The organism is Rhodococcus sp. BH5, from assembly GCF_027583855.1.
Taxonomy (GTDB): Bacteria; Actinomycetota; Actinomycetes; order Mycobacteriales; family Mycobacteriaceae; genus Rhodococcus_F; species Rhodococcus_F qingshengii.
Window position 1 is genome coordinate 427927 of the sequence record NZ_JAJHVW010000002.1, and the last position, 16626, is coordinate 444552.

Below are 16626 nucleotides of genomic sequence, written 5' to 3' on the forward strand. Positions count from 1 at the left end.
TTTCGAGCGAGGCTGAGGAGAGAGGGCTGCCGGTGGCTGCACGGGTATCGACGATCTGGTTTCTGGGCGGCGCAGGCGCTCGCACCGAATTGAGCAGGTACCCACAGCCGGATCAGACCGAGGCCCTGAAAATCGCCATGTCGCTGTACCCGGACAAGGAGTTCGAGTCGCTCGGGCCTCAGCCGCTGTCGATGGCCGCGACGGTGAGCCCCGGCTACGTCTTCGTCGGCGCGTACGGTCGAGTGAGTGTCGTCTGCAGCTCCGAACTCAGCACCTTCGTCCCCTCGAAACTGCCTGATTCCTGGCACCTTTCGGCAGAGGGGGGCTCGACGCTGTTGATCAGCTCCGTCCCCGAAACCGCGCAGGGTTCGTTTGCACTGTGGGAGGACGGCGAGCTACGACGCTCGTTCAGTGCCATCCCGATCGACATCGTCGAAAATCTGGGGATCCCACAGACCTGGGAACTGGAATTCTGGGCCGGCAACCATCCCCTGCGTTACCCGCCCGGGATCCTGCCTGACCCGCAGTCACTTCCGTTCCACCCGCAACAGTTCGCGGAGTCCGCCAACCTCGAGTGGCTGGGATTTCGATACACCGGCGCGCCGCGAGAACACGAACTCGACACAACGCAGATTCTCCTGTGGGGCTTCAAGATTCACCGACCCGGCGAGGCACCCAAACCTGCACCACCAGCCCCCGCGCCGATGCCCGAGCAGGCGCCGACAGAGGTACCCATGCCCGAAAACATGCCGCCGATCCACGACGCACCGGTGGCCAAGCCGCGCGGCCGCCTCGCTCGGTACTTCGGCTTCAAGTAGCGCCGAGCAGCCTCACAGGTTCACGCGGCTATCGCTGCGATCCACCCGAGCGGTACGCCGGCTACCGCGCCGTAGACCACCCATCGCCAGACGGGGACGGCTCGCCAGCGCCAGACGGTCGGCGCAAGTCCGCCTACCGCAATGACATTGACGACAACCGCCAGGAGCACGTTCACGTTGCCCAGCGCGACACAGAACGCCGCGACGGCACTGGTCGAGAGCATGGCTGCGAACACCGACACCGCGATTCCGGTGAACCAGGGCGTGCGGTCCTGAGTCACCGGCCGGTCCTGACACGTTCGTAGAAGGCCATCGCCGCTGCGGTCGCGACGTTGAGCGAGTCGGTGCCGGGCGCCATCGGTATCTTGGCACGAATGTCGGTGGCCCGCATCGCATGTTCGGTCAAACCTGGCCCCTCGGCGCCCAGCAGTAGCGCTACCTTCTCCCCGGTCATCGCTTCGGCCAAAGTGACCGCTTCCGGATTCGGAGTCAAGGAAATGAGCTGAAAACCGTTGCCACGCAGCTCATCCAAGTCGTGTGGCCACTTTGCCACATGCGCGAAGGGCACTCGCAGCACGTGCCCCATCGACACACGGACCGACCGCCGGTACAGCGGGTCGGCACAACCCTTCCCGAACAGAACTGCATCGACACCGAGCCCCGCCGCGTTGCGGAACATCGAGCCGAGATTCTCGTGATCGTTGACGCCTTCGAGAACCACGACGGTCTTCGCGTCCTTCAACACGTCCGAGACCGCGAGCGGTGCCGGGCGTGCTGCTGCAGCGAGGACGCCGCGGTTGAGGTGAAATCCGACGACCTCGGCCATCACTTCGGCGCTCGTACGGTAGAACGGCACGTCCACCCCGTCGAGATCGTCAGCGAGCTCCAGGAGCCGTCGTTCGACGCCGAGGAGACTGATCGGCTCGAACCGCGAAGCCAGCAGTCGCTGAGTGACGAACACTCCCTCGGCGATGACCAGTCCCTTGCCCTCCGGGAGGTCGGGGCGCCGATCCGAAGAGTTGAGATCGCGAAAGTCATCCAGCCGGGGGTCGGCGGGATCTGAGATGTCGATGACGTGAACCACGGGTCTATCGTGCCGTACGCACCGCGAGCCCCCACCACTACTCCCGACCTAACGCAACAGCGTGACAAAATGCGCGTCGAGCACCTGGCTGATCACCTCTGGATTGGTTCGCTCGGGATTGTCGACGCCGTGCGACGCGAGCCCGTCGGCGAGCGCATGCAATCTCATCGCCTCGATGTCGACCGAGGCACCCGGCCGTAGAAAACCCGCTCGATGCGCCGCTTCCACGAACGAACGAAAGTGCTCGAACAAGGTCCGGTCTGTCTCGTCACGCACGGCCGTCAACGCCGAATCGGCTTGGGCGGCAGCAGCAAAGGCCTCCCAAACCTGCATTTCTTCACGCCGATCTTGGTCGAGGGGAACGAACTGATCGGTGAACTGACGGATCGCGCGGCGGATGTCGGGATCGAAGTCGATGCCGGCAATCCTTTCCTCCACCCGGACGGTCACGAGCGTCATCGCGAACAGCAAGAGTTCGGACTGCGTCGCGAAGAAGTGCCGTAGCGACCCCGTCGACATCTTCGCCTCGTCCGCGACCGCCCGGACGCTGGCGCTCGCCACACCGTCTCGACGGATCACACGCCACACGGCCTCGGCGATCTCTTCACGCCGCTCATCCGGACTGCTACGTTTCACCACTTCACAAAACTAACACAGCTGTGCTAGTTTTCAATCACTAACACAGTCGTACTAGAAATGAGCTGATGTCATGATCGTCCACTTGATCATCGCGTGCGAAATCATGTTCTGGGTGTTCATCGCCGCAGGTCTCGCGGCCCGCTATCTACTGCGCCGCAAAACGCTGGGCGCCGCACTGCTCATCTGCGCGCCCCTGGTGGATGTCGTACTGCTCGTCGCCACAGCCCTCGATCTTCGTGGCGGTGGCGAGGCGAACTTCACCCATGGGCTTGCCGCGGCCTACATCGGATTCTCCGTCGCGTTCGGACACAGCCTCATCTCCTGGGCCGACGCCAGGTTCGCCTACCGATTCGCCGGCGGCCCGGCTCCCGTCGCACCACCCAAGTACGGGAGTGCGCGAGCACTGCGCGAATGGCGCGAGTTCGGCAAAGCCGCGATCGCCTGGGCCGTCGCGTGCGGACTTCTCGGCGCGGCCATCTTCCTCGTCGACGACCCCACCCGCACTGGAGCCCTCGACGGATGGATCAGCAAGCTGACAGTGGTACTCGCAATCTGGGGAGCAATCGCCCTGAGCTACACGGTGTTTCCCAAGCGTGAGAAGGTCACGGCGCGCGGCTAGCCTCGACTGCCTGTTCGGTCGCGTCGCATACGATCACCGGACGCAGGACGAAAACCGGCAGCCTGCCACCGTCTTCCGGTCGCGCAAGACGAAGTTTCAGCCCTTCGCTGCGTAGCAGGTACACCCCGGCCACAGTGCCCGAGACGAGCGAGATCACTCCGCCCACGATCAAGGGCGCACGTGGGTCCACGGAGTCGGCGAGCCAACCCAGCAACGGGCTTCCCAGCGGTGTGCCACCGAGGAAACTGAGCATGTAGATACCCATCACCCGCCCGCGCATCTCGGAAGGCACCGACATCTGCAGGATGTTCATCGCGGACGTCGTGAACGTCAACGTCAGTGCGCCCGTGGGGATCAACATCAGCGCCACCAACGCGTAGGTGGGCATCAATCCCACCGCGACCTCGAACACACCGAAAGCCACGGCGGCACCGAGGAACGTCCGCAACCGCGGCGCTTCCTTCCGTCTTGCGGCGTACGCAGCGCCGGCAAGGGTGCCCACGGCGAGCGTCGTGGACAGCAATCCGTAACCGTCGGCCTCGAGGCCGAACGTGTTGCGCGCCATCACCGCCAGGCTGATCGCGAAGTTCAGGCCGAAGGTCGAGACCATGAAGACCGACACCATGATCACGCGAAGGTCCTTGCGGCCCCATACATATCGGAACCCGTCGCGCACCTGCCCCTTGGTGCGCGGGGCCGGTTCCGACGGGATCAACTCCTTCTTGTTCATCAGGTAGAGCGCGATGAGCACCCCACCGAATGTCGCGACGTTGAGCAGGAACACCCACCCTGTTCCGATCAGGTTGATCAGCACACCCGAGATGGCCGGACCGACGATGCGGGCCGTGTTGAACGTCATGGAGTTGAGCGCGATGGCGTTGGACAGGTGCTCCTTGCCCACCATTTCGATGGTGAACGATTGACGCACGGGTGCGTCGAGCGCCGAGACACAGCCGAGGGCAAAGGCAATCAGGAAGACATGCCACAACGCGACGAGCCCACCGACGTCCAGCAGACCCAACACCAGCGCGCATACCGCACTCGCCCACTGCGTGAAGATCAGGATCCGACGCTTGTCGTACCGATCGGCCAGCACCCCACCCCACACCGACAAGAACAGCGTCGGGCCGAACTGCAAGGCCATGACGATGCCCACCGCCAGCGCGTTGCCGTCCGAGAGCGTCAGTACCAGCCAGTCCTGGGCGATGCGTTGCATCCACGTGCCGACCAGAGAAACGATCTGTCCGGAAGCCCAAAGGCGGTAGTTGCGGTTGCGGAGCGCGGCAAACATGCCGGAATCGGGGTCTCGGGGCACCCCACTATCTTGCCCCTCGAGTAATTCGTTTGGGCAACGACCTCTAGGTAGCGGAGCTACTCCGTCTTGTTGACCATCTCGGTGATGATCTCGACGGCACCGCGCAGTGTCGCGAGTTCTTCGCCACCCAGCCCGGCCAGCTGCTCGTTCATCCACGCCTCACGCGCATGGGTTTCGTCCGCGAGCAACGCCTGCCCGGCGTCGGACAGATTCACGATGATCTGACGACCGTCCGTGGGATGCGGCGAGCGCTCGACCAGACCGAGCTCGGCGAGAGAAGCAACAACGCGCGTCATCGACGGCGGCTGCACTTTCTCACGTGCTGCGAGTACGCCAGGAGTCATCGGGCCGTACTGATCCAGGCTCGCCAAGGCGGACAGTTGCGTCAGCGATACCTGAGCGTCGACTCTGCGGCCGCGCAGATGCCTGGTGAGACGCACTACAGCCAGGGAAAGATCGCTGGCCAGCGCACGAGTTTCGGTGGTCACGCGTCAGACAATACGTCAAGAGCTGGCCGGTAGCTCACGTAATCGAATACCGGTCAACCCTGATTTCACGTAAGGGCGTCGGTAATGGGTCCGACAGTGAAGTAGGCCACAAAAAGTGCCGCCACGATCCAGAGCAACGGGTGGATCTTCTTGATACCACCGCTGGCAGCGTGCAGGACCACCCATGAAATGAAGCCGACGCCGATGCCGTTGGCGATCGAGTAGGTGAACGGCATGACGATCATGGTCAGGAACGCCGGGAGAGCAACCGAGAACTTGGTGAAATCGATGTCTCGGACCTGCCCGATCATCAGCGCACCGACGACGACGAGGGCAGGCGCAGCTGCCTCGATCGGCACGACGGAGTAGAGCGGCGTCAGGAACATCGCGACGAGGAAGAGCAGTCCGGTCACGACGTTTGCCAGGCCCGTGCGGGCGCCTTCGGCGATACCCGACGCGGATTCCACGAACACGGTGTTCGACGACGCCGAAGCGCCACCGCCGACGATCGCGCCCGCGCCTTCGACGACAAGCGCGCGACCGACGTTGGGGAGGTTTCCGTCCTTGTCGGTCAGGCCGGCTTCCTTACCGAGACCCGTCATCGTGCCCATGGCGTCGAAGAAATTCGCGAGCACGAGGGTGAAGACAAGCAGGCTGGCGGCCAGAACACCGATGCGGGTGAATGCGCCGAAGATGCTGACGTCGCCGACCAGGCTCAGATCAGGCATACCACCGAGCATCTCCGGGATCGCGGGGATGCTGAGGTTCCAGCCCTTGGGGTTGGTTCCGAGCGAGGGTCCGACGTCGGCAACTGCCTCGATGATCGCAGCGAGGATCGTCGTGACGACTATGCCGATCAGCAGTCCACCACGAACCTTGCGCACTACCAGAACACCCATGAGCAGCACACCGAAGATGAACACCACGGTCGGCCACGAAGCGATCGAGCCGTTGATTCCGAGGCCGACGGGAACCGTCGTACCGGCGGCATCGGGGATACGGCGGACGAATCCGGCGTCGACCAGTCCGATGAAGGCGATGAACATGCCGATACCGGCCGCGATCGCGGACTTCAATGCCGAGGGAATCGCATTGAACACCGCAGTTCGGAAACCGGTGAGTGCCAACAGAACGATGATCACACCGTCGATGACCACCAGGCCCATCGCCTCGGGCCAGGTGACCTGAGGTGCGATTGTGACGGCGAGCAGGCTGTTGATGCCGAGACCCGCGGCGATGGCAAACGGATAGTTGGCAACGACACCGAAGACTATGCTCATCAGGCCCGCAACCAGAGCGGTGACCGCAGCCACCTGGTTGACCGGAAGGATGTTGCCGAGAACGTCGGTCTTCGCTGCAGCGTCGTCAGCCGAGAAACTGCCGAGGATCAGGGGGTTGAGGACCACGATGTAGGCCATCGCCACGAAGGTGACGACACCGCCGCGAATCTCGGTCGAGATCGTCGACCCTCGTTCGCTGATCTTGAAATAGGTGTCGAGGATCTTGCCGGGTGCCGCCATGTTTGTTCTTTCCCCATCGCTGTAGGTCGCCGTGTGCCGGCGCACATGAAGCCGGTCGCACTAGGGAGAGTAGGCCACCGGGGTACGGGTAGCGTTAATTTTGTGACGGAGACTCGCAACACAACAGGCCTGATCGGCAAATTGTCCGCACCCGCGCCGGCACTGATCATCGGCACCGCGTTGTGGGTGATCGCCACGATCGTGGTCGCGGTGAGCGGCGACCGTTGGTCGGATGCACTCCCAATCTGTTACGCGGGTATCGGAGTCGGCTTCCTCGGCTTCGCTCTGTTCTCCATTCAACGACGCGCAGCTGTGCGCGGTGACAAGGGCGCACAACAGGGCGCCGGTCTGGTCGACTGAGCAGGTCGATTCACCCTTTCAGTATGGTAAGCCTACCCTGCACTCCAGTGTCGGTCTTAGCTTGTCAATGCTGAAAGGAACCACGTAGCCGTGAAGATCTCCCACCGAAATCGTTGGAAAAGCCGAGGACGTTGGACGAGACTGACATCCGTTGCTGTGGTCGCCCTGGTCGGCACAGCACTCGTCTCCTGCAGTTCGAACGACGACGCAGCAAGTAGTCCGTCGAGTTCCGGTGGTGGCGCCTTCCCCGTCACGATCGATCACGCTTTCGGCAGCACCACGATCGATTCCGAACCACAACGGATCGTCACCGTCGGTTACAACGACGAGCAGGCTCTGTTGGCTCTGGGCATCAAGCCCGTCGGAATGGTCAACCAGTACCCGGGCGAACCGGACGTCAACCGCACGTGGCCATGGGTCACCGGCCCTTGGGGCGGAACCGAACCGACCGTCGTCGGCAGCAATCCCGAAACCACGATCAGCGTCGAAAAGATCGCTGCGCTCGAGCCCGACCTGATCCTCGCGCTCTACTCGAGCATCGACAAAGACCTGTACAGCACACTTTCCGCGATCGCCCCGACCGTCGCGAAGGATCCGGCCTACGGCGACTACGCAACTCCGTGGCAGATCACGACGAAGACCGCAGCGAAGGCAGTGGGTCGCGAAGCCGACGGCGAGAAGTTGGTCGCCGATATCGACAAGCAGTTCGCCGACGCCAGAAGCGCTCACCCGGAATTTGCAGACCAGACCGCGGTGATCATCAGCGTCGACGCGACCCCGGAGTTCTACGCCTTCTCCTCCGAGGACGCCCGCGGACGGGTTCTCGGCAGTCTCGGATTCAAACCTGCTCCCGCGGTCGAGGCCTTGATGAACGGTGAGTTCTACGCGCCGATCTCCACCGAACGACTGGATCTTCTCGACGTGGACCGTCTCGTTGTCATCGGCAATCCCGATGCCGCACAGGCGGTCCGAAACAACCCTGGCTTCCAGCAACTCGACGTGGTCAAGGACAATCGCGTCGTCTACGTCAACGACGATCAGGCTCCGCAGGTCGGTGCGGCCTTGACCGCAAGCTCGGCACTGAGCTTGCCGTGGGCCACGAGCCAACTACTCGCCGAGCTCACGAAGTAACCAGCGCCCGGCGCTTTCTGATCTGCGCGGTTCCCCAGATCCACACCCCGGCCCACATCATCCCGAACGCCCAACCTGCCAGTACATCGGTCATCCAATGGGCAGCCAGGTAGACGCGGGAGAATCCGACGGCGATCGTGTACAGGCCGAGGCTCGCGAGCATTGCCATCTTCGCGAGCCTCGGCAAGGCAAGACGAAGGATCACGGCGGCAACCGAAGTCGCGAGGATCGCGCTCATCATCGCGTGGCCCGACGGGAACGAATACGAATCGATTTCGATCAACCGCTCCGGCAGGGGTGGACGGGTTCGCGTGAAGATGCGCTTCAATCCGCTCATCACGAGCAGACCGGTCAACATCGATCCGGCGATCAGCAGAGCTTCGGTGCGTAGTCCCCGAACCAGAAGCACGATCGTGAGCAGCGTCGCGATCAGCCACGACGCGAGGGTTCCGCCGCTGTCGGTGATGACGTCGACGACGTCCACGAGCCACGCCGTCCGCTGACTCACTGCGCTGTCGAGTACCCACTGATCAAAAGACATCTGCCCTCACATTCCTTGCGGCAGAGTCCACGTACGCATCACGTGATGAACGCCGTCCGAGTCCACCCACCACGGCACGATCACCGTCGTCTCGACCGCCCCCGTCAGTTCCACCGACAGTTCGTGATGGATCACTACCTCGCCGCCGGGAACCTCACGGCCGAGGGCTGCGAAGCCGAGAACTGCCTGCGGTTCGTTCGCCCACGTCGTCACGACGCCGGTGCTGCTCACTCGTCCGTGAACGGATGCAGACGCCGTCGCGACGTCGAGCAGATCTGCCAGTGCGTCGGCCGTCTCGAAGCTGCCGAGCACCACTCGTTGTGCAGGCAGTGCCGCTCCCAGCCACGGTCGGTCGAGAACAAGGGCGTCGCCGGGATCGACCAGATCGCCGGAAAGGCCTCGCACGAACGGCGGCAGGTGCAGTTCCTCCAGGTCGAGAACCCGTCGCTGCGCTGCCTCCCCCAGTAGTCGGTGCGTCCGCGCGACGACGGCGGAGGCCGGCATCCGTAGTGGGTCGGCAAGCCGATCGAGCAGCAGCTGAGCCAGTTCCGGATCGTCGACGGTATCCGATGCCAGCAATCCGGAGAAGAATCCGGCGTCGGGGTGTTCGGCAGCATCGAGCAATCCCTCGAAGGTGCGATCGCCCGGAGCGCGCAGCAAGCCCAGCACCTCACCGCCGAGTTCGGCATTCGAACGCAACCACCACGCCGTGTATCCACGACGGTCGGTGAGCAGCGCCCGCGTCGCCGGCGACTCGACCAGCAGCGACAACGCCTGCGGCCAGCGGTCTTCGTCTACGAGGTCGAGATCGCGCACGGCTTCGATGTATTCGGGGTCCTCGTCGAGGGTGTCCCACCATGCGTCTTCGGCGTCGAGATCGTGATCGGGGCCGGAAGGCAATTCCTCACGGACCACCGTGAAACCCCACCCGACACCGACTACCCGTAGCGCCTGCTCCCCCACCTGCTGAACAAAATCAGCGTCGACGATGCCGAAGGGAGAATCCTCGACCAGGACGCTTGCAAGGGGAGCTCCCGGAAGCAGAAGTTGGTCGGCGGACCGCAATTCGCCCTCCGAATCAGGAAGCAGCACTTCACCGATCCACGACGGCAGCGCTCCTGGCGCCACGTGGGCCGCCAATCCGAGTACAACCTGCGCCAACTCCGTCGCTACCGAATCATCTTGGTCCGCAGCATCTTCGATCAATGCGCGCAGCGCCGGATCGGACAGCAGGTCGGTGGCACTCGCGGTCTGCGCTCCCAATCGAGACAGCAACGGGTGAACCGCGACGGGATGAACCAACCTCGTCCACTGCACCGACGGCGCGTCTTCGCCCAGTTCGACGCCGACGACGACGGTCCGCGGCCCGGTCACCGTCCGTCCGTCGGAGAGCGGAACCGGCAGTGTTCCAAGCTCTTCCACCGCAAGAGTGTCGATCACCAAGGGCTCGAGAGCCGAATAGAGTCGATTCCACCACTTCGGTTCACGTTCCGAACCGCTGAGCAGTTCCGCGATGCGCGCGAGCCCGATGCGGTGCGTCGACACTGCCGCGAGTGCTCGCTCGTGCTTGGGGCCGGAGAGCTCGGGGACAACCAGGCCGCCGATGATGTCGGTGAGCAACTCGGCAAGGTCATCACCGAGCCCGGGCACCACGGATGCTCGCTGCGGCGCGCGGTCGGGTTCACCGACCACCGGAAGCCACTCGTTTTCCTGCAGCTCCTTCAGAAGCGCTTCGCGCAGAAGCGAATCCGTTTCACTGCGGGCAAAGGCAGGGATCGGGACGAGTGCCGTTCGCTGCCGAGGAGGTAGTGCAGCAAGGAACTTCGCGTACCCCTCGGCAAGCGGAGCGATCGGTGCAGCGGGCATGATGCGTCGCCGATCGGGTTGCATTGCAATGTCGGCAATGATGATCGCGGGGATCGACAGCTCCTCGTCGGATCGCGTCGGCGCCCGCAGGACGTCGTCTGCGACCGGCTCGACGACCCCGTCGCGGACCGGCACCAACCATCGCGCGTTCGGCGCGGTGTACTGCCACCACGTGCGATCACCGATCGCGATCTCGACGAGGCCGGAATCCAGCACCCGTTCCGATCGCCGAAAAGTTTTCTCACCCAGACGAATTGATCCGAGAGCCGGGAGTTCGAGCAGCAGGTCGACTGCCTCACGTGTCATCTGCGAAAGCAGCGCCGCGGCATCGACGTCCGGCCGAAGCGTCAGCACCACTTCCGAATCAGCACCATCGCTCGGCAATTCGCCAGACGGCCACACCAAACGAAGTACGGGGACACTGGTTTCCGGTACCGGGAGTTCGCGAGACTCGATCTCGCGCAGAGTGTGCGAGGCAGAGAATCGAATCGATCCCGTCGACGAGCGCAGTTCCACCTCGTCACTGACCGAGAGAACTGCCGAGAATCCGACGCCGAACCGTCCCGTCACACCTTCGTCGGCGTCGACCTTGTTCGACGCGCGCAGCGCGGTCAGCGCATGTACACCGGATTCGTCCAGTGGACGGCCCGTGTTCGCCACCGTCAGCGTCCGACCGTCCACATCCACCCACAAAGAGCCCTGGACGCCCTCGCGTGCAGCTGCATCGGCAGCGTTCTGCGCCAGTTCGGTGAGCAGACGGTCGCGGTACCCGGCCTTTGCGAGGTCGGATTCCGCAGCCGCGTCTTCACGCAATCGCGTCGGAGATTCCGACCACGCGCGCAGCGTCGCCTCGCGGAGTGCGTCCGTACCGAACGGATCTTCTACTCGGTGGATACCGAATCCTCAACTGCAACAGCGCTCGACGGGCGAGCGGGCACCGCAATCAGCTCGACGGCCCCGTCGTCGAATGCGTCGAACTGCGGCGAGCCCGCACCGAGCGGCAGGCTGGTGTCCGAGTGCGCGCCACAACCGTAGGACACGCTGACCACACGGCCGTCTGCGGAGAGTTCGTTTCCGCACACACCGAACGCTGCGTGCAGCGAACCGGCGAGTGGAAGGAAGAATCCACACAGTCCACACGTCGACGGCGCGGCCTTCGCCATCTCCGACTCCGGGCCGAAGTCACCGTCGAACCAACGCTGCGCGGCATCGAGTCGGCCCTCGCGGCTCATGACCTGTTTGCGGCCGAGCCCGATTTCGAGAGCTACCTCGTCGACTTCCGGGTCACCGGTGGCGACGTAGCCGGGAACGAGGCGAGGATCCTCGGCCGGCGGGGCGAGTAGGTCACCGACGGACAGATCGCCGGGACGAATCCGCTGATCCCATGGCAGCCATTCCGGCGCAACCAACGCGTCGGGACCCGGCAACAGCGCCAACTCACTGATCGTGGCGTGGGTGTCCTCCGGTCCGGCAGCGACGACAACCGCCCACTGCCAACCGCGGTATCCCGGAATGTCTGCTGCAAATCGATGGGTGGCGGCAAATTCGTCCTCCGACGTCACGCCGAGGTATGCCCCCACACCGCCTTCATGCAGGTCGACGACTGCCTTTCGGGCAAGCTCGACCGCATCGGCCAGTACTGGGCGCGGCACTGCACGCTCTGGAGAAGTAGCAACACTCACTCCTCCAGTTTGCCGCACCACCGCAAGTCCGCAACGCACTGGGCTGCCATGCTGGGCAGATGAGTAGGTCACACGCCAATTCCGTGCGCACTTTTGCAGTGGTCGCCGTGATCGCCTCGGCCTTGGCGGGGTGCTCCGATTCCCCCGGCGCTCCCGACAACCTCACGTCCGAAACCGGCTCCGTCGAGATCGTTCGAGTGTCCGCGCACGATCCCGACGCGTTCACGCAGGGCCTCGAGATCGACGGAAACCGGTTGTACGAAAGCACCGGACGCGTCGGGCAGTCCTGGGTGCGCTCGAGCGAGATCTCCGACGAGCAGTCCCCCGCTTCGGGACCGGAAGTTGCGCGTGCCGATCTCGACCCGCCGTTGTTCGGTGAGGGCATCACGGTCGCCGGAGACACACTGTGGCAACTCACCTGGAAAGACGGCGTTGCCATCGCCCGTGACAAGGACACCTTGACCGAACGGGGGCGGTTCCCACTCGACACCGAGGGATGGGGAATCTGTTCGCTCGGGGATCGGATTGTCTCGAGCGACGGTTCGGCCACGTTGACCTTTCGCGATCCCGAAACCTTTGCGCCGATCTCGACCGTCGACGTCACCAGATCTTCGGAGTCCGTCGGCAAGCTGAACGAATTGGAATGCGCCGAAGACGGCTCCGTCTACGCCAATGTCTGGACCACGGACACCGTCGTCCGAATCGACCCATCGGACGGCAGCGTCACGAACGTGTACGACGCTTCGCCGCTACGCGAAGAACTCGTCGCGGACGGATCGACCAGCACCGTCGACGTTCTCAACGGCATCGCGCAGATTCCCGGTACCGATCGATTCCTGCTCACCGGCAAGTATTGGCCGCAGATGTTCGAAGTCCGTTTTGTTAACTGAGTCCGACATGACACAGGACTCGCAGGGGTGTGCGTGGTAGCCGCGCCGACACTAGGACAGAATTGAGTGGTGACCGGACCGCGCGAACCCTACGACCCCGAAACTCGGCGAATCCACGACGAGCCGGAGGGGCAACAGGTGCACCCCGGTTACGACAATTACCCACCCGCGGCCCGCCCGGACAATTACCCACCTTCGGCCCGTCCCGCTGCCCGTCGCACGCCTTTGCCACCGCTGCATCCGATTCCCGAATCGCGGGGAGACTCCGAATCCGCGGCCGGTTCGAAGACGCCGGGGGCGGACGCTCCCAAGGCTCCACCGATGCCTCGCAAGCTCACCGTCACTCGCGTCGCAGCGATGCGCAGCCGCGAACTGACGAACAAGGGCATCGCGACCTTCCAGCGCGCGGCGAAGGCCGACGGCGCGGACAAGTCCGGTCTGACCGCTCTCACCTACGCGGTGATGACGAACAACGCGACCGACGCGGCGATCTCCGTCGCTCTGGCCAACACGCTGTTCTTCTCGGCCGCGACGGGCGAGGACAAGACCAAGGTCGCGCTCTATCTCCTGATCACGATCGCACCGTTCGCGGTCATCGCACCGCTCATCGGCCCCATGCTCGACCGGTTGCAGCGCGGACGCCGCATCGCACTCGCGTCGTCGTTCGGAATCCGGACGCTCCTCGCGGTGATCCTGGTCTTCAACTTCGACAGTTGGATCCTCTATCCGGCCGCGCTCGGCATGATGGTGCTCAGTAAATCGTTCTCGGTGCTCAAGAGCGCAGTGACACCACGCGTCCTACCACCGGAAATAGACCTGGTGCGCGTGAATTCGCGTCTGACGGTCTTCGGGCTGATCGGTGGAACGATCGGGGCCGGAGCTGTCGCAGGTGCGCTCGCGCTCGCTTTCGGTTCCACCGGCGCCTTGTGGTTCGCGGTCGCCGTCACCGTGTTCGGCGCATATCTGAGCATGCGAATCCCGTCGTGGGTCGAGGTCACCGAAGGTGAGGTTCCCGCGACCATCACCTACCACCCGGACGAAGCGCATCACGCCGGCAGCGCCCCACCGCAGCCGGACGCCAAACCTGCCAAGGTCCGTCAGCCTCTCGGACGCGCCGTGATCATCGGACTCTGGGGCAACGGCACCATTCGCGTGCTCACCGGCTTCCTGACGCTCTACATCGCGTTCGTCGCCAAATCACGCACCGATCACGAGCCGCTCCAGCAGGCCATGATGCTCGGCCTGGTCGGCGCAGCAGCCGGTCTGGGTAACTTCGCCGGAAATGCCACGGGTGCGCGCCTCAAGCTCGGCCGGCCTGCCTTGATCGTGCTCCGGTGTACTGCGTCGGTGTGGATCATCGCGGTGATCGCAGCTCTGACGGACAACCTCATGACGGCCGCGCTTGCCACGCTCATCGCATCGGCCGCCAGCGCGCTCGCCAAGGTCTCACTCGACGCGTCACTCCAGCACGACCTGCCCGAGGAATCGATCGCGTCCGGATTCGGTAGATCCGAGACGGTTCTGCAGCTGAGCTGGGTACTCGGCGGCGCATTGGGGGTTCTGCTTCCGACCGAATACTGGATCGGGTTCACTGTTGTATCGGTGTTCCTGACGATCGGGCTTCTGCAGACCTTCCTGAGCTACCGAGGAAGCAGCCTCCTGCCCGGCCTCGGCGGGAAGCGACCCGATCTGGCCGAACAAGAAGTGACCGAAGTGATTTACACCGGTAAATCCAACCGAGGACAAGGAAGTACTCCGCAGTGATGATGCGCTCGAGAACAAAGAAGATCGTGGCAGCGATCAGTGTCCTGATGGTGGTGGCACTGGTTGCTTACGTCTCCGTTCTTTTCGTGATCATCAAGAACATCAACGACGACCCCGACAAGCTGCCGGTCATCACTGCATACGCACACGGCAAGACGATCGAAACGAACCCTGCCGGTTTCTGCACCATCGACCTGTCCCAGTGCGCCCAGGTGGGCGACATCTACGCACTCGACGTTCCAGCGGGCTACCCGCTGCAGCTGTCGTTGTCGACGGACGTCTCGGATGCGCAGTGGGCACTGCTCGCCGTCTACGAGGATGCCGACGGCAACCAGACCGGTGAGCCCCGAGTCTTCGAGCCCGGCGAGGCCCTGGCAGTGACGGTCGAGTCTTCGAGCGATCCCGTCAAGCAACTGGTCGGCGTCGAAATCCACCTCGCCGTCGGTGAGGGAAGCGAACAGGGACTGCTGATCTGGTCGATCAAGACCGCTTGATCCCCGGAACGTCGAAAATGCCCTGCACACCGATTGGTGTGCAGGGCATTTTGTTTCGAAGCCGTGTACGGCAGCTCGTATCGAGCGATCAGGTGTCGAGCTCGCGAGCGACGGCCCGGACGACCTCGGAGATCCGCTGAGCGGTCTTACGGTCCGGGTACTTGCCGTTGCGCAGATCCGGCTGGACCTTCGCCTCGAGCAACGTGATCATGTCCTCGACCATGCCGTGCAACTGATCAGGGGTGTGCTTACGCTCGACGGGCTCACGACGCGTCGCCGTCGCGCCGCGCAACGACGGCGCCGGCTCGAGTACCTTCAGGCTCAGTGCCTGCGGACCGCGGCGGCCCGCAGCCATTCCGAACTCGACGCGCTGGCCGGCCTTCAAGCCTTCGACGCCCTCGGGGAGAGCGGAAGCACGGACGTAGACGTCCTCGCCCTCTTCCTGCGACAGAAAGCCGAAACCCTTTTCGACGTCGTACCACTTCACCTTGCCGGTCGGCACCGCGTTCACCTGCTCATCACTCGACTGGGGCGTCTGCCCCAATGTGCTCGGGAGGCTCTCGGAAGAGCCTCATGGCCTTGCTCGCATCGCTTCCGGTGGAAGAATGCAAAAGAACGCGCCCCACACTTGCTTCAGCGGGGCGCGCAGTCTGTTAACAGTCTACCTGTGACGAACCCGGGTCGGCACCCAGGTTTACAGGCACTATCCTCGTAGGTGTGGACCCTCAACCGAACCCGCGCACTTCCGGCACCGGAAACGGTCTGTTCCGTACGGCGATGGCACTGTTCATCGTCGGATTCCTGGCGATCGTGGCCATCTTCGCAGTCCATATCTTCAGCGACACCCCACCCGGCCTGGCGTTGTACCTGGTAGCACTCGCGTGCCCGATCGGCTTCCTCCTGGCCATCGTCTACACGCTCAGATCCGGTCGACGCGTGCGCTGATCACTCCCGCCTCCAACCGAAAGGTCACTGACCATGAGAATCCTCCTGAACGTGATCTGGCTGGTCTTCGGCGGCTTCTGGCTGGCGTTGGGTTACTTCGCCGCAGGCATCATCTGCTGCATCCTCATCATCACGATTCCCTTCGGAATCGCGGCATTCCGCATCGGCATCTACGCACTGTGGCCGTTCGGTAAGACCGTCGTCGACAAGCCGACCGCTGGTGTCGGTTCGATGATCGGCAATGTCATCTGGGTGATCATCGCCGGTATCTGGTTGGCGATCGGACACATCGTCACCGCCGTCGCGATGGCGATCACGATCATCGGAATTCCGCTCGCGGTCGCGAACCTGAAGATGATTCCGATCTCGCTGATGCCGCTCGGCAAGGAGATCGTCGACGTGGACCGGGTGAATTACGCATAGTCGTGGACCGCGTCGATTACGCATAGCGGGCCCGCGGACCGAAGAAC

General features: G+C 63.6%; 19 protein-coding genes. 9 read left to right on the top strand and 10 right to left on the bottom strand.

What is annotated here, in order from left to right; all coding sequences use genetic code 11:
- The first annotated feature begins 32 nt into the window (after positions 1 to 32).
- A complete protein-coding gene (locus tag RhoBH5_RS08335; RefSeq protein ID WP_270008150.1) occupies positions 33 to 818 on the top strand; it encodes a DUF6928 family protein in 786 nt (261 codons plus the stop codon).
- A gap of 20 nt (positions 819 to 838) precedes the next feature.
- Here RhoBH5_RS08335 and RhoBH5_RS08340 read toward each other — a convergent pair whose 3' ends face one another.
- The 3 genes from RhoBH5_RS08340 to RhoBH5_RS08350 are packed head-to-tail and all read right to left on the bottom strand — an operon-like array spanning position 839 to position 2541.
- Positions 839 to 1099, bottom strand: a complete 261-nt coding sequence (locus tag RhoBH5_RS08340; protein ID WP_030535366.1) for a DUF2537 domain-containing protein — start codon at positions 1097 to 1099, stop codon at positions 839 to 841.
- Positions 1096 to 1902, bottom strand: a complete 807-nt coding sequence (locus tag RhoBH5_RS08345) for a TrmH family RNA methyltransferase (protein ID WP_270008151.1) — start codon at positions 1900 to 1902, stop codon at positions 1096 to 1098. The genes RhoBH5_RS08340 and RhoBH5_RS08345 overlap by 4 nt, the downstream gene beginning before the upstream one ends.
- Positions 1903 to 1950: 48 nt before the next feature.
- Positions 1951 to 2541, bottom strand: a complete 591-nt coding sequence (locus tag RhoBH5_RS08350) for a TetR/AcrR family transcriptional regulator (protein ID WP_030535365.1) — start codon at positions 2539 to 2541, stop codon at positions 1951 to 1953.
- A 70-nt stretch (positions 2542 to 2611) separates the two neighbouring features.
- Between RhoBH5_RS08350 and RhoBH5_RS08355 the strand changes: the two genes are divergently transcribed.
- Complete coding sequence (locus RhoBH5_RS08355) at positions 2612 to 3160, top strand: hypothetical protein (RefSeq protein WP_003940103.1); 549 nt, start codon at positions 2612 to 2614, stop codon at positions 3158 to 3160.
- Here the strand turns inward: RhoBH5_RS08355 and RhoBH5_RS08360 are convergent.
- From RhoBH5_RS08360 to RhoBH5_RS08370, 3 genes are all read right to left on the bottom strand, one after another.
- The gene (locus RhoBH5_RS08360) at positions 3144 to 4451 is read right to left on the bottom strand and encodes an MFS transporter (protein WP_064114468.1); all 1308 of its coding nucleotides are present in this window, start codon (positions 4449 to 4451) and stop codon (positions 3144 to 3146) included. The two genes, RhoBH5_RS08355 and RhoBH5_RS08360, sit on opposite strands and share 17 nt — an antisense overlap.
- Positions 4452 to 4531: 80 nt before the next feature.
- Positions 4532 to 4963, bottom strand: coding sequence for a MarR family winged helix-turn-helix transcriptional regulator (locus RhoBH5_RS08365; protein WP_003939901.1), 432 nt, complete (start codon positions 4961 to 4963; stop codon positions 4532 to 4534).
- Between the two features lie 65 nt (positions 4964 to 5028).
- A complete protein-coding gene (locus RhoBH5_RS08370) occupies positions 5029 to 6483 on the bottom strand; it encodes an NCS2 family permease (protein ID WP_003940242.1) in 1455 nt (484 codons plus the stop codon).
- A gap of 102 nt (positions 6484 to 6585) precedes the next feature.
- On the opposite strand from RhoBH5_RS08370, the gene RhoBH5_RS08375 reads away from it, so the two are divergent.
- Both RhoBH5_RS08375 and RhoBH5_RS08380 read left to right on the top strand, forming a co-directional pair.
- On the top strand, positions 6586 to 6843 hold the full coding sequence (locus RhoBH5_RS08375) for a DUF2530 domain-containing protein (protein WP_007733492.1): 258 nt from the start codon (positions 6586 to 6588) through the stop codon (positions 6841 to 6843).
- Between the two features lie 90 nt (positions 6844 to 6933).
- Positions 6934 to 7974, top strand: a complete 1041-nt coding sequence (locus RhoBH5_RS08380; protein WP_058037819.1) for an iron-siderophore ABC transporter substrate-binding protein — start codon at positions 6934 to 6936, stop codon at positions 7972 to 7974.
- Here the strand turns inward: RhoBH5_RS08380 and RhoBH5_RS08385 are convergent.
- From RhoBH5_RS08385 to RhoBH5_RS08395, 3 genes are all read right to left on the bottom strand, one after another.
- Positions 7964 to 8515 carry a phosphatase PAP2 family protein gene (locus tag RhoBH5_RS08385; RefSeq protein WP_007733495.1) on the bottom strand — a complete coding sequence of 184 codons (552 nt, stop codon included), beginning with the start codon at positions 8513 to 8515 and terminating at the stop codon, positions 7964 to 7966. The two genes, RhoBH5_RS08380 and RhoBH5_RS08385, sit on opposite strands and share 11 nt — an antisense overlap.
- A 6-nt stretch (positions 8516 to 8521) precedes the next feature.
- Positions 8522 to 11194 carry a sacsin N-terminal ATP-binding-like domain-containing protein gene (locus tag RhoBH5_RS08390; protein WP_007733497.1) on the bottom strand — a complete coding sequence of 891 codons (2673 nt, stop codon included), beginning with the start codon at positions 11192 to 11194 and terminating at the stop codon, positions 8522 to 8524.
- Between the two features lie 68 nt (positions 11195 to 11262).
- On the bottom strand, positions 11263 to 12084 hold the full coding sequence (locus RhoBH5_RS08395; RefSeq protein WP_030535360.1) for a DUF3027 domain-containing protein: 822 nt from the start codon (positions 12082 to 12084) through the stop codon (positions 11263 to 11265).
- Between the two features lie 38 nt (positions 12085 to 12122).
- Here RhoBH5_RS08395 and RhoBH5_RS08400 point away from each other — a divergent pair, with 38 nt between their 5' ends.
- The 3 genes from RhoBH5_RS08400 (at position 12123) to RhoBH5_RS08410 (ending at position 15211) form a co-directional block, all read left to right on the top strand.
- Positions 12123 to 12953, top strand: coding sequence for a glutaminyl-peptide cyclotransferase (locus RhoBH5_RS08400; protein WP_073512664.1), 831 nt, complete (start codon positions 12123 to 12125; stop codon positions 12951 to 12953).
- Between the two features lie 69 nt (positions 12954 to 13022).
- Positions 13023 to 14717, top strand: coding sequence for an MFS transporter (locus RhoBH5_RS08405; RefSeq protein ID WP_223304424.1), 1695 nt, complete (start codon positions 13023 to 13025; stop codon positions 14715 to 14717).
- 26 nt (positions 14718 to 14743) lie between these two features.
- Positions 14744 to 15211: a DUF2771 domain-containing protein gene (locus tag RhoBH5_RS08410; protein ID WP_223304425.1), complete on the top strand. Its 468-nt coding sequence runs from the start codon at positions 14744 to 14746 to the stop codon at positions 15209 to 15211.
- Positions 15212 to 15299: 88 nt separating this feature from the next.
- Here the strand turns inward: RhoBH5_RS08410 and RhoBH5_RS08415 are convergent, their stop codons facing one another.
- The gene (locus RhoBH5_RS08415; RefSeq protein ID WP_007733502.1) at positions 15300 to 15713 is read right to left on the bottom strand and encodes a cold-shock protein; all 414 of its coding nucleotides are present in this window, start codon (positions 15711 to 15713) and stop codon (positions 15300 to 15302) included.
- Positions 15714 to 15928: 215 nt separating this feature from the next.
- Here RhoBH5_RS08415 and RhoBH5_RS08420 point away from each other — a divergent pair, with 215 nt between their 5' ends.
- Positions 15929 to 16156, top strand: coding sequence for a hypothetical protein (locus tag RhoBH5_RS08420; RefSeq protein WP_003940194.1), 228 nt, complete (start codon positions 15929 to 15931; stop codon positions 16154 to 16156).
- Positions 16157 to 16189: 33 nt separating this feature from the next.
- Complete coding sequence (locus RhoBH5_RS08425) at positions 16190 to 16579, top strand: YccF domain-containing protein (RefSeq protein ID WP_003939919.1); 390 nt, start codon at positions 16190 to 16192, stop codon at positions 16577 to 16579.
- The last annotated feature ends 47 nt before the right edge of the window (positions 16580 to 16626 follow it).

Excerpts from the sequence above, each read along its gene's own strand:
- RhoBH5_RS08355 (WP_003940103.1), top strand. The coding sequence starts at position 2,612 with ATGATCGTCCACTTGATCATCGCGTGCGAAATCATGTTCTGGGTGTTC.
- RhoBH5_RS08360 (WP_064114468.1), bottom strand. The coding sequence starts at position 4,451 with ATGTTTGCCGCGCTCCGCAACCGCAACTACCGCCTTTGGGCTTCCGGA.
- RhoBH5_RS08370 (WP_003940242.1), bottom strand. The coding sequence starts at position 6,483 with ATGGCGGCACCCGGCAAGATCCTCGACACCTATTTCAAGATCAGCGAA.
- RhoBH5_RS08385 (WP_007733495.1), bottom strand. The coding sequence starts at position 8,515 with ATGTCTTTTGATCAGTGGGTACTCGACAGCGCAGTGAGTCAGCGGACG.
- RhoBH5_RS08400 (WP_073512664.1), top strand. The coding sequence starts at position 12,123 with ATGAGTAGGTCACACGCCAATTCCGTGCGCACTTTTGCAGTGGTCGCC.
- RhoBH5_RS08425 (WP_003939919.1), top strand. The coding sequence starts at position 16,190 with ATGAGAATCCTCCTGAACGTGATCTGGCTGGTCTTCGGCGGCTTCTGG.